At 70.2% G+C, this 12,187-nt stretch carries 12 protein-coding genes; 9 read left to right on the forward strand and 3 right to left on the reverse strand.

Translation table 11 applies throughout. The features are described from left to right. Positions 1-246: 246 nt before the first annotated feature. Both ACLQ2O_RS25390 and ACLQ2O_RS25395 read right to left on the reverse strand, forming a co-directional pair. On the reverse strand, positions 247-1,122 hold the full coding sequence (locus ACLQ2O_RS25390; RefSeq protein WP_425835601.1) for an SDR family NAD(P)-dependent oxidoreductase: 876 nt from the start codon (positions 1,120-1,122) through the stop codon (positions 247-249). Positions 1,123-1,132: 10 nt separating this feature from the next. After that, positions 1,133-1,933, reverse strand: coding sequence for an alpha/beta fold hydrolase (locus ACLQ2O_RS25395; protein WP_425835603.1), 801 nt, complete (start codon positions 1,931-1,933; stop codon positions 1,133-1,135). 42 nt (positions 1,934-1,975) lie between these two features. Between ACLQ2O_RS25395 and ACLQ2O_RS25400 the strand changes: the two genes are divergently transcribed. Then, positions 1,976-3,103 carry a M24 family metallopeptidase gene (locus tag ACLQ2O_RS25400; RefSeq protein ID WP_425835605.1) on the forward strand — a complete coding sequence of 376 codons (1,128 nt, stop codon included), beginning with the start codon at positions 1,976-1,978 and terminating at the stop codon, positions 3,101-3,103. Here ACLQ2O_RS25400 and ACLQ2O_RS25405 read toward each other — a convergent pair. Then, the gene (locus ACLQ2O_RS25405; protein WP_425835607.1) at positions 3,100-4,059 is read right to left on the reverse strand and encodes a GlxA family transcriptional regulator; all 960 of its coding nucleotides are present in this window, start codon (positions 4,057-4,059) and stop codon (positions 3,100-3,102) included. The two genes, ACLQ2O_RS25400 and ACLQ2O_RS25405, sit on opposite strands and share 4 nt — an antisense overlap. Positions 4,060-4,130: 71 nt before the next feature. Here ACLQ2O_RS25405 and ACLQ2O_RS25410 point away from each other — a divergent pair, with 71 nt between their 5' ends. From ACLQ2O_RS25410 to ACLQ2O_RS25445, 8 genes are all read left to right on the forward strand, one after another. Beyond that, the gene (locus tag ACLQ2O_RS25410) at positions 4,131-5,405 is read left to right on the forward strand and encodes an MFS transporter (RefSeq protein WP_425835609.1); all 1,275 of its coding nucleotides are present in this window, start codon (positions 4,131-4,133) and stop codon (positions 5,403-5,405) included. 47 nt (positions 5,406-5,452) lie between these two features. Further along, a complete protein-coding gene (soxR, locus tag ACLQ2O_RS25415; RefSeq protein ID WP_425835611.1) occupies positions 5,453-5,956 on the forward strand; it encodes a redox-sensitive transcriptional activator SoxR in 504 nt (167 codons plus the stop codon). Positions 5,957-5,965: 9 nt separating this feature from the next. Next, on the forward strand, positions 5,966-6,778 hold the full coding sequence (locus tag ACLQ2O_RS25420; RefSeq protein WP_425835613.1) for an ATP-binding cassette domain-containing protein: 813 nt from the start codon (positions 5,966-5,968) through the stop codon (positions 6,776-6,778). Then, entirely contained in the window at positions 6,775-7,431 is a 657-nt protein-coding gene (locus ACLQ2O_RS25425) for a hypothetical protein (protein ID WP_425835615.1), read from the forward strand. Before ACLQ2O_RS25420 ends, ACLQ2O_RS25425 begins: the two co-directional genes overlap by 4 nt. Positions 7,432-7,673: 242 nt before the next feature. Further along, complete coding sequence (locus ACLQ2O_RS25430; RefSeq protein WP_425835617.1) at positions 7,674-9,791, forward strand: RecQ family ATP-dependent DNA helicase; 2,118 nt, start codon at positions 7,674-7,676, stop codon at positions 9,789-9,791. Positions 9,792-11,179: 1,388 nt separating this feature from the next. Then, positions 11,180-11,506, forward strand: a complete 327-nt coding sequence (locus ACLQ2O_RS25435; protein ID WP_425835619.1) for a PadR family transcriptional regulator — start codon at positions 11,180-11,182, stop codon at positions 11,504-11,506. Then, positions 11,503-11,859 (forward strand): DUF1048 domain-containing protein, encoded by a 357-nt coding sequence (locus ACLQ2O_RS25440; protein WP_425835621.1) that lies wholly within the window; start codon positions 11,503-11,505, stop codon positions 11,857-11,859. The genes ACLQ2O_RS25435 and ACLQ2O_RS25440 overlap by 4 nt, the downstream gene beginning before the upstream one ends. A gap of 1 nt (position 11,860) precedes the next feature. After that, complete coding sequence (locus ACLQ2O_RS25445; RefSeq protein WP_425835623.1) at positions 11,861-12,187, forward strand: DUF1048 domain-containing protein; 327 nt, start codon at positions 11,861-11,863, stop codon at positions 12,185-12,187.

Here is a 12,187-nt window from a genome sequence, read left to right on the forward strand (position 1 = left end):
GTGTGCACCCTTCAACCTCGTCGGGAGGGGAAGGGAGGGAGAGGGGGAGGGGCCGGGCCGCCCCGACCGCAGCGCTTCGCGCGCGGAAGCCCGTTCCGGCCGCAGTGTTTCGTGTGCGGGGGCCCGTTCCGGCCGCAGTATTTCGTGTGCGGGGGCCCGCCCCGACCGCAGCGCTTCGCGCGCGGGAGCCCGCCGTGCTCTGCTCGATCGCCGTCCTGCCTGCCTCAGCGCCGTACCGGGTCGCCCTCACGGCGTCCGCTTCCTTGCCGTTCCCCGCCGGAAGTACTGCTCGAACAGCCGGTCCGTCGGCACGCGGAGAAGGTTGCCTAGGGCATCTGCCGGGCGGACCAGTGGCGGGGTGATGTTGTGCGGCCGCTCCGCCACCGCTCGGCAGACCTGGTCTGCGGCCTGTTCAGGGGTCAGCCCCGGAAGGCTGTTCAGCAGCGGGGTCGGCTCGCTCATGCGCGTGTGCACCAACCCCATGTACACCGTCGACGTCGTCACTCCGTCGTGCCGCAGCTCCTGGGAGATGCAGCGCAGCCACACGTCGAACGCGCTCTTCGACGCCAAGTACGCCGACCAGCGGGCCATCGGGGGAGTCCGTACGCCGGCCGTCGACACGTTCACGATGTGCCCAGCGTGGCGCTCCCGCATCGACGGCAGCAGTTCGAGCACGAGCTTGGCCGGCCCGAGGTAGTTCACCGAGTTGGTCCGTTCGATGTCGTGGAACCTCTGGTACGAGTCCGCGATCGACCGCCGGATCGACTTGCCCGCGTTGCTCACCAGGACGTCGACCCGCCCGTGGTCCCGCAGTACGTCGGCCACCAGTTGCTCGATCGCGGCCGGGTCCGCCAGGTTCGTCGGATAGGCGAACGCTCGACCGCCCGCAGCCCGGATGCCCGCAGCGACCACGTCGAGCTGCTCAGCCGTCCGTGCGACCAGCAGCACCACCGCCCCCGCCGACGCCAGCCGCCGAGCCGTCGCCTCGCCGATCCCGTACGACGACCCGGTGACCAGCACGACCTTGTCCCGGACCGCCTCCACCAGCCGGGCGTCCGAGATCCCGCTCCGCCCGTTGATCAACGCGACGAGCAGTGGCCATCCCGGCGGGCGTTTGTCCATGCCGTCGATATTACTTACAGGTAGCTTCCAGCGACACCCTCCGCAACCACTCGCGCACGTGCGCCCCGAACAGCTCCGGCTGCTCGATCTGCAAGTTGTGCCCCGCCGCATCCAGTACGGCGTACGTCGCGCGCGGGTAGTGCGGCAGCAGCGGCCACACATCGGCGAAACCGGTGGAACCGTCCTGCCGCCCGCACAGGACCAGCGTCGGCCGCTCGTACGCCGGTCCGCTCTCCGGATCCGTGGTCAGGCGCCAGTTCTTGCGGATCCGGCCCATCGCGTCGAAGTCCGCAGCTTCGAGACCCGGCACCACATCGGCCAGGAACGCGCGCAGCGTCTCGGGCGTCTGCACGACGGTGATCCCGCTGAAGTTCTTGGCCAGCTCATCGCTCAGCCCGTCGAGCAGACCGGGCTCAGACCGCAGTACGACGTGCTCAGGCAACGTGCGGTCGGCGTTGTCGATCGCCTGCGCGAGCGGGCAGACCAGCGCGAGCCCGAGCACCTGCTCAGGCCGGCGGGCGGCGACGGCCCGGGCCAGGTAGCCGCCGTACGACTCACCGATCACCAGGAACGGCTCGTCGATCTCCTGGTCGACGAACCCCAGCAGCGCGTCCAGCATCCCGTCCGAGCTGTCGATCGATCCGGCAGGGCTCTGACCCATCCCGGGCAGGTCCGGGTAGATCCGCCGGTAGCCCGGGAGGTCGGCGAAGACCGGCTCGAGACAACCGGTCATCAACCGATGGTCGGGAGCCCAGCCGTGGACGGCCAGGACAGGGACGCCCTCGCCGTGGGTGACGTGGTGGAGTGACATACCGGTAGTTCTAACAGGCCCCGCCGACATAGTGTCGGGGGCATGAGTCGTCGATCGTTGCATCAGTCCGCCCCGGACGCCGGGGTGCTCAGGAAGCGGTTGGAGCGAGCGCGGGAGGTCGCCGCGGGAACCGGTCTGGTGATCGCGCCGGGCTCGGACCTCCGGTACCTGATCGGCCAGGGCGGTGGCTCGTTCGAGCGGCTGACCGCGCTCGTCGTGCCGGCTGAGGGATCGCCGGCGCTCGTCGTACCGAAGCTGGAGGCACCTGGGTACGCCGACGTGCCGCTGGCCGAGCTGGGTGTCGACGTGCTGACCTGGGTCGACGGCGACGACCCGTACGCGCTGGTCGGTGATCGCCTCGGCAAGCCGGACCAGGTGGCGGTCAGCGACTTCGCCATCGCCCTGCACGTGCTCGCGCTGCGGCAGGCGATTCCGGCGGCCGAGCAGGTCCTGGCCGGACCGATCGTGCGCGAGCTCCGGATGCGCAAGGACGCGGCGGAGATCGCCGAGCTGCGTGCGGCCGGTGCTGCGATCGACCGGGTGCACGCGCGGGTCCCCGGGTTCCTCCGGGCCGGGCGGACCGAGGCTGAGGTCGGTGCGGACATCAGGGCGGCGATCGTCGAGGAGGGGCACGAGCTGGCCGACTTCGTGATCGTCGGCAGCGGCCCGAACGGTGCCAGCCCGCACCACGACGTGTCGGACCGGGTGATCGAGTCCGGCGACGTGGTGGTCGTCGACATCGGCGGACCGCTGCCGTCGGGCTTCAACTCCGACTCCACCCGCACCTACGCGGTCGGTGAGCCGCGGGACGCGGACGTGCGCGCGACGTACGCCGTACTGGAGGAAGCGCAGCAGGCGGCTGTGTCAGCTGTCCGGCCTGGTGCGACGGCCGAGTCGATCGATGCCGCTGCTCGGTCGGTGATCGCCGCGGCCGGGTTCGGTGACTACTTCATCCACCGGACCGGGCACGGGATCGGTCTGGACGTGCACGAGGAGCCGTACATCGTCGCGGGCAACCAGCTGGTGCTGGAGCCGGGTATGGCCTTCAGCGTCGAGCCGGGCATCTACCAGGCAGGTCGCTGGGGTGCACGGATCGAGGACATCGTCATCGTCACCGACGACGGCGTGGAGTCGGTCAACCAGCGTCCGCACGAGCTGCTGGTGGTCTAGGCGGCCCGGAACGTCTTCCGGTACGCCAGCGGCGAGACGCCGAGGCTGCCACGCAGGTGGTGGCGCAGCGACGCCGCCGTACCGAGTCCTGCTGCTTCGGCGATCCGGTCCACCGTCAGGTCTGTCGTCTCCAGCAGGTGACAGGCGTGCCGGATGCGCTGCTGCAGCAGCCAGGTGCCGGGGGACTGGCCGGTCTCGGCCTTGAAGCGCCGGCTGAACGTCCGCACACTCATCCGCGCGTACGACGCCATGGCGGCCAGGCTGATCTCCTGGTCGAGCCGCTCCAGCGCCCACACCCTGGTCGGCCCGGTGCCCTCGATGCCTTCGTCCGGGATGACCCGCTCGATGAACTGGGACTGGCCACCATCACGCCACGGCGGTACGACGCAGTGCCGGGCCGCGCGGTTGGCCACCTCGCTGCCGAAGTCGCTGCGGACCAGGTGCAGGCACAGGTCGACGCCGGCGCCCAGCCCGGCCGAGGTGAGCACGTCGCCGTCGTCGATGAACAGCAGGTCCTCGTCGAGCTTCACCAGCGGGTAGAGCGCGCGGAACAGGTCGGCACGGATCCAGTGCGTCGTCGCTGGACGGCCGTCGAGCAGTCCGGCCGCGGCGAGCACGAAGGCGCCGGTGCAGATCGAGGCGATCCGGGTGCCGGGGCGGATCAGCGCGAGTGCCTCGGTGACGTCCTCCGGCAGGGTGCCCAGGTTGCGCGGCTCGGGCAGGTAGGTGCCGGGGATGATCACGGTGTCGGCCTCGGCCAGCACCTCGGCGCCGTGGTCCGGCACGATCGTGAAGCCGGCTGACGCGCGGACGGGTTCGGCGCGGACGCCGCAGACCTTCACGTCGTACAGGGGGGTGCCGTCGGCGCGGGTGGCGTTGCCGAAGATCGTGGACGGGATGGTCAGGTCGAAGCCGACCACGGGGTCCAGGGCGAGCACGGCGATGCGATGAGGCATGGCCACATCTTGACACATGGTGGCGTTCAGGCCACTGGTTTGGCCGGTACGGCGTCCGCATACTCGGCTGAGTGACCGAGATTGTGGAGAAGAAGACGTTCCGGCTGCACCGCGCCTGGCCGGTCGCCGCCGTCGGGTTCGTCACGCTGATCGGGGCTGCCGGCTTCCGGTCGGTGCCGAGCGTCCTGATCGACCCGCTGCACGAGGAGTTCGGCTGGTCGCACGCGACGATCTCGGCCGCGGTCTCGGTCAACCTGCTGCTCTACGGCCTGATCTCGCCGTTCGCGGCCGCGCTGATGGATCGGCTCGGGCTGCGCAAGGTGGTCAGCGGCGCGCTGGTGCTGATCGCGCTCGGCAGCGGGCTGACGATCTTCATGGACTCGGCCTGGCAGCTGCTGCTGTGCTGGGGGCTGCTGGTCGGCGTCGGCACGGGGTCGATGTCGATGACGTTCGTCGCCACGATCACCGGGCGCTGGTTCGTCGAGCGGCGAGGGCTGGTGACCGGCATCCTCACGGCTGCTGGTGCGACTGGGCAGCTGGTGTTCCTGCCGCTCATCGCGGCGCTGGCGACGTCGTACGGGTGGCGTATCCCGGCACTGGTCGCTGCGGCCGCCGCGCTGGCAGTGGTGCCGCTGGTACTGCTCTTCCTGCGGGACTACCCGAGCGACGTCGGCCTGCGCGCGTACGGCGCTCCGGAGGGGAGCCTGGCCGGGCAGCGGGTGACTACGACCGGCAGCAGCGCGCTGCGGGCGCTGACGGCGCTGCGGGACGCGTCGAAGCGTCCGGCGTTCTGGATGCTGGCGGGCGGGTTCGCGATCTGCGGCGCCTCGACGAACGGGCTGATCGGTACGCACTTCGTGACCGCCGCGCACGACCACGGGATGCCGGTAACGACTGCCGCGTCGCTGCTGGCGCTGGTCGGGGTGTTCGACGTGGGCGGGACGATCATCTCGGGCTGGCTGACCGACCGGTGGGACCCGCGGTACCTGCTCATCGCGTACTACTCGCTGCGGGGACTGTCGCTGCTGGTGCTGCCGTCGCTGCTCGGGCCGACCGCGCAGCCGAGCGTGTGGGTGTTCATCATCTTCTACGGGCTGGACTGGGTGGCCACTGTGCCGCCGACGGTCGCGCTGTGCCGCGAGTGGTTCGGCGTGGACGGGCCGATCGTGTTCGGCTGGGTGTTCGCGTCGCACCAGGTCGGTGCGGCGCTGGCGGCAACCGGTGCGGGGGCGATCCGGGACGTGCAGGGGAGCTACAACCTGGCCTGGTACCTGGCCGGTGGGCTGTGTGCCGCTGCCGCGCTCATGTCGGCATGCATTGGGCGGCGGCTCGTTGTCCCGACCTGATCGGTTAGCCTCGACTTTAGTTGAGGTTGGACCGGAGGGAACGGGTTGTGGACATCGAGCCAGGCGAGTTGACCGTAGGACAGCTGTCCGACCGCAGCGGCGTCGCCGTCTCCGCCCTGCATTTCTACGAACGCCAGAACCTCATCCTGAGCCGCCGTACGTCGGGCAACCAGCGCCGCTACAAGCGCGACACCCTGCGCCGGGTCGCGCTGATCCGGATCGCCCAGCGCGTCGGCATCCCGCTGGCCGAGGTCGCCGCGATCCTCGCGCTGCTTCCCGACAACCGCACGCCCAACCGCCAGGACTGGGAACACATCTCCGAGTGCTGGCAGACCGAGCTCGACCGCCGCATCCTCCAGCTGGAACAGCTCCGCGACGACTTCAAGGACTGCGTGGGCTGCGGCTGCCTCTCGCTGGATCGCTGCGGCCTGGCCAACCCGTACGACGTACTGGCGACCAACGGCCCGGGTCCGCAACGCCTGGTCGACCGGGCCGGCAACCCGTGCCACCCGGGTGCTGCCTGTGCGAACACCTGCGAAGCGAGCGCCTAGGCTGGCCGTGTGGAGGTAGCGCGGTTGAGACGGGTCTCCAAACGCTTCGGGCGGCGGGAGGTCCTGACAGACATCGATCTGCACCTGCAGGCGGGCGAACTGCTGGCGCTCGTGGGAGCCAACGGATCTGGTAAGTCGACCGTGCTGAAGCTGCTGGTCGGCCTGTCGCGACCGACGAGCGGCACGGTACGACGGTCCGCCCGGGTCGTGAGCTACGTGCCCGACGCCTTCGCCTCCCACTACCGGATGTCGGCGTCCGCCTACCTGCGGCACATGGGACGGATCCGCGGGCTCAGCTCCCAGGCGGCTCGGCAGCGGTCCGACGCTCTCCTGGAACGACTCGCACTGACCGGCGGTGTGGACACGGCGATGCGGAAGCTGTCGAAGGGCAACGCGCAGAAGGTCGCCCTCGCCCAGGCGCTGCTCGAACCTCCACAGCTGCTGGTCCTCGACGAACCCTGGTCGGGCTTGGACACCACCGCGCACAGCACTCTCCGCGAGCTTCTCACCGAGACTGCGCGCGAGGGCGGCGCGGTCGCCTTCACCGAGCACTCGGATCAGGTTGTCCGGTCGACGGCCACCAGGATCTGCGAGATTCGGAACGGCAAGTTGCTCCAGCCCAGCTCGAATGAGGTGACCGAGATCGCGCTGCTCGCCGGCGCTGAGGTGGACTGGTCAGGCCATCCCGGTGTCATCGAGGCACGAGCTCATGAAGGCGGCGTGACCCTGACCGTGCTGACCGGAAGCCACGATGCGGCACTGCTCGCGGCGCTCAACCACGGCTGGTCGGTCACGTCCGTGCGGCAGGTGAAGCGCGGGTGAGTGCTCTCTACCGGTACCTGCTGACGAGCGTCCTGCTCTCGCAGCGGTACCTTCCACCGACGCTGATCTTCCTCGCCGCGCTCGCCGTCGGGGTGACGTCGGACAACGGGCCGCTGCAGTCGTCGTACGCCTTCTGCGTACTGGCCGTCCTGATCTGCAGCACCTGGCTGGCCGTCGCCGTCATCAACCACGAGGACCCGACCCAGCACAAGATCACCGTGGTGATGATCGGCGATCCGCTGCGCGTTCTCGCAATCACCGTCGCCGTCGTCCTGACCTGGTGCGTCCCGCTGATCGTCATCGGCCTCATCTATCCGATCGTCACCGGCAGCCACACGGTCACCGCCGGCGACCTGGCAGTCGGCACGGTCGCCCAACTGGCCGCCGCCATGATCGGCACCGCGATCGGCCTGCTCTGCTCACGCCTCGTCATCCCACGCATCGGCATCGCCACCCTGACCGCCGCCGCGGCGATCCTCGCCGTCCTCCTGCTCCAGTGGCTCTCCCCGATCCGCCCGCTGATGACCCTGCTCGCCAATGAACGCTCCGCCGGCCAGAATGCACTGCCTCTCGCGTCGCTGACCGCCCTGTGCCTCGCCGTACTGGTCATCGCCACCCTGGCCACCCGCACGGTCGCCGACCGGAAGGACTGACCGGCGGCCGGTTCCTCCCCACGGCCTGCCCCAGGCCCATCTCGCCGAGCGCAGCGAAGGCTATCGGTGGGCGGGAGTTCGCGCCCGTTGTTTCCGGTGTCTCGGCACGGGGCTCGCTCTGCCGAGCGCAGCGAAGGCTCGGGGCGGCGTGCCTCTTCCTCCCGTCCCCCTTCCCGCAGGTTTTCCACAGATCGGGTCGACGGGGCCACGGGATGGGGGTGCGGGCGTCTAGGGTCGTCGGCATGGGTGATGCGTCGAAGTTGTCCGAGGCTCGTGGTGCGACGGCCGCGGGGGTGATCTCCGCGATCGCGGGGGATGCCGCGCGGCTGCGGGAGGACCAGGAGACCGCGGTCGCGGCGCTGTGCGAGCCCAACGCACGGGTGCTGGTCGTGCAGGCGACCGGCTGGGGCAAGTCGGCGGTCTACTGGGCCGCGACCGCGATCCGCCGGTCCGAGGGTGCGGGACCGACGCTGGTGGTCTCACCGTTGCTGTCGTTGATGCGCGACCAGGTCGCCGCCGCCGGGCGCGCCGGGCTGCGCGCCGCGACGCTCAACTCGTCGAACTTCGACGCCTGGTCCGAGATCGAGAGCGACCTGCGCTCAGGCGCGATCGACGTGCTGCTCGTCTCGCCCGAACGCCTGGCCAACCCCGGCTTCGGCCGGCGCGTGCTCGACGGACTGGCCGGGCAGATCGGCCTGCTGGTGATCGACGAGGCCCACGCCGTCTCCGACTGGGGACACGACTTCCGGCCGGACTACCGGCGCGTGTCCGAAGTACTGCAGAAGCTCAACCCCCAGACCCCCGTGCTCGCGACCACAGCCACCGCCAACACGCGCGTCACCGAGGACGTCGCCCACCAGCTCGGCGCATCAACGCTCGTGCTGCGCGGACCGCTGGCGCGTTCGAGCCTGCAGCTCGCCGTCGTCAACGCGCTCTCACCGCTCGACCGCTTCGCGTGGGTCGTCGACCACCTGCCCAAGCTTCCCGGCTCAGGCATCGTCTACACCCTGACCGTCGCCGACGCGCAGCGCCTGGCGGCTGCGATTCAGGAGGTGCACGGCGCCGCCGTACCGGTCGCTGCGTACACAGGTCAGCTGGAGGCAGGGGAGCGCGAGTCCCTCGAGGACGCCCTCCGCGAGAACCGCCTGAAGGCGCTCGTCGCGACGTCCGCGCTCGGCATGGGCTACGACAAGCCCGACCTCGGCTTCGTCGTGCACGTCGGCTCGCCACCGTCGCCGGTGTCGTACTACCAGCAGGTCGGACGTGCCGGTCGCGGCATCGACCATGCCGTCGTCGCGCTGCTCCCGTCGGACGCCGATACGGGCGTGTGGGACTACTTCGCGACCGCGACCATCCCCGTGCCGGAGAACGTGAACCGGCTGCTGGCCGGGCTTTCGGCGTACGGTCCTGATCAGCCGGCCAGCATCCCGTCCCTGGAGGCCGAGACCGGGCTCCGCCGCGGCCGCGTCGAGCTGATGCTGAAGCAGCTCGCCGTCGACGGCGCGGTCGAGCGGGTCGAGAAGGGCTGGGTGCGGACCGAAGCCGAGTGGACGTTCGACGCCGCGCACTACGACGGCATCGTCGCCGTACGACGGCGCGAGGCCGACATCATGCGCGCCTACACCCGCGGAGAACGTTGCCTGATGCAACTTCTCCAGGAGTCGCTGGACGACCCGACCGCCGAGCCCTGCGGCCGGTGCTCGGTGTGCCTCGGTCTGCTCCCGGACCCGCTGACCGCCGCGCCGGACCCGGAGACCGTGAAGACGATCACCCGGCAACTCCGCGGCGAGACCCATGTTCTCGAACCGCGCAAGATGTGGCCCGGCGGAGCCTTCGGCGCCAAGGGCAAGATCCCCCCGGCCCTGCTCGCCGACCCCGGCCGCACGATCGTCTACGCCGATGCTCCCGAGTGGCGCGAGGTCCTCCGCTCGGTCTTCGGCGACGCCCCCGACCCGGCCCACGTGGAGGCGTTGAAGGCCGGCTGCGTCGCAGCGCTGTCCCGCTGGCGCGACGCCTGGTCCCGCCGCCCCGAGATCGTCATCCCCCTCCCGGCCGCCGGCCACCGAGGCCTCACCACCGCAGTCGCCGACCACTTGGCCGAGATCGGCCGCCTCGACCGCACCGAGCTCACCCTGCATCCGTCGTCCCTGGACGAGGGTCTCTCCTCAGCCGAAGAAGCCCGAGTCTGGCGAGACGCCATCGAGGTAGACGCCACCACCACCCAAGCCATCACCGCCCGCTCGGTCCTGCTGGTAGTCGACGCCTCGTCCTCCCAATGGCCGATCACAGTCGCCGCTGCCAAACTCCGGGAAGCCGGCGCCGCCGCCGTACTGCCTCTCCTCATCCACCGCCGCCCGTAGGCCCACCCGAGAAGCCCTTCCAGCGACCCACCACGCCACACGCGGCCACCCCGCGCCCCCATCCACCAACTCACACCCGCACGACGAACCATCCGAATACACCCGACGTCGGCCGCCGCGCGGGCCGGGAGCTGCGCTTTCGCGCCCGCGGCGCATTCCCGCGCCGGCGTGAGTTGACGTTCCCGCACGAGCGGACGCCGCGCGGCGTCCGCCGCAGGCGGCGTCGGCCGCATTGCAGGCCCCGCTCCTGGTCGCAGTGCCCGCATCGTGTCGGCTGGCCGCTGGCGCCTCGGGTACGCCATCGCCCGACGCACACTCCTAGCGCCGGCAGCAACAACTACAACAGTCGGTGCTCGTGGGTAGGTGCTTGAGGGCGAGGCCGAGCGCGTCCTGCACGTGCGGCTGAACGCCCCGCGTTCAGTGGGCGACGCCGGCCGCGATGCTGAACAATTTGGGCGCCCGCGGGGCACCCCTGCGCGGGGTGAGCTGAGGCTCCCGTACGAGCGGACCGCCGCGGGCGACATCGGTGGCGTTGCAAGAGCAGGAGCTGTGTTCGCGCGGCCTGCGAAGTACACCCGCGCGGGGTGTTTGGAGGCTCCCGGCGAAGCGGGCGGCCGCGTTGCGAGAGCGGGAACCGCGTGCCCGGGTCCGCGGGCAGTCCCGTGCCCGGGTGAGCTGAGGTTCCCGAACGAGCGGACCCCGCGAGTGACGTCGGCCGCGCTGCTGGAGCCCGCGAGCCTGGTCGCCCATCGGCACCCCGTCGACGGGTCCCCGCGCATGCGCGTACACCTGGTGCCGACAACAACAACTGCAACGGCCGATGGCTCGCGGGTAGGTGTTGAGGTCGGGCCCGAGCTGCCCTGCGCGTGCGCTCGAACGGCCAGTCCCGCGAGTGGCGCCGGCCGCGTTGCGGGAGCGGGCCTTGCTCCTGCGCCCGCGGGGCGGTCTCGCGCTTGGGGCGAGTAGAGGTTCCCGTACGAGTGCACCGCCCCGAGCGGAGTCCGTGGCGGGTGGCGTCGGCGGTGGCGCGGGAGCGGGGGCCGCGCTCGTTGCCTGCGGGGCAGTCTTGTGCGGGGGCCGTACGAGCGGACCGCCGCGGGCGGCGTCGGCCGTTGCAGGCTTGGAGCCTGGCCGCAGTAGCCGCACCATATCGGCTGGTAGCTGGCGCCTCGGGCAGGCCGCCGCGCGACGCACGCACCTGGCGCCGGCGACAAGAACTGCAGCAGGCGATGGCTTGTGGGTAGGGGCTTCGGTCAGGCCGGAGCGCGATTGTGCGCATGTCCGCGAGGCGCGCAAGCGCGGTGGACGGCTTGTGGGCCTGCTACTCGGTGCTACTGTATAGCTGGTACTTGGTGTTACCGAGTACTGGGGTGGTGGAAGGAGTTGTGGTGGATGACCTGACGGAGATGCTGAAAGGGACGCTCGAGGGGTGTGTGCTCGAGATCATCGGGGGTGAGGAGACCTACGGGTACGCGATCACGCGGCAGTTGAACGAGCTCGGGTTCGGGGATGTGGTCGAGGGGACCGTTTACACCATCCTGTTGCGGCTGGAGCGGAACAAGCTCGTGCGGGTGACGAAGCGGCCGTCCGAGCAGGGGCCGCCGCGGAAGTTCTATGCGCTCAACGCCGCGGGGCGGCGGGAGTTGGCGACGTTCTGGGTGAAGTGGGAGTACGTGACTTCGCGGATCGACAAGTTGAAGGAGGGTGGGAGATGACGTTCTGGGAGACCATCACCGGCAGTGATCTGAACCGGGAGTACAAGGCGTTCGCGGTGCGGGTGCAGGCTCTGCCGGCTGAATACCAGGCAGCGTGGGAGCAGATCCAGGGGAACCTGATGCCGTACGGCGACTTCAGCGGGCGGAACCTGATGCCGATCCTCGACGGCGCGCTGGGGCTGCTCGAGGAGACCGCGGCGCAGGGGCAGAGTGTCGACGAGGTGCTGGGTGACGACATCGCGGGGTTCTGTGCGGCGCTGGCCGGTGGCGAGGGGAGCCGGACCTTTCGGGACAAGTGGCGTGACCAGCTGAACCGGAACGTGGCCCGCAAACTCGCACGGATGGGAGGCTGACATGGGCATCCGCGACATCATCGAGGGCAAGAAGCAGTGGCGGGCGCACGTGGCGCGGGTGAAGGCGCTGCCACCGGAGTACCAGGTCGTTTACAAGGAGATGCAGAAGTACTTCTTCAAAGTCGGCCCGGTCGACCTGACCGACGGGAACCTGCTGGCGGGGATCGTCGACTTCTTCGAGGAGGGCGTCGCGGCGGGCAAGGGAGTGCTGGAGCTCATCGGCACCGACGTCGCCGCCTTCAGTGACGGGCTGATCAAGGACTCGCGGACCTATGCGGAGATCTACCAGGAGTCCGTCAGCACAGACAGCGGCGAGCTGAAGAAGTAG

Origin of the sequence: Kribbella sp. DT2 (assembly GCF_049844575.1) — a bacterium.
GTDB lineage: Bacteria > Actinomycetota > Actinomycetes > Propionibacteriales > Kribbellaceae > Kribbella.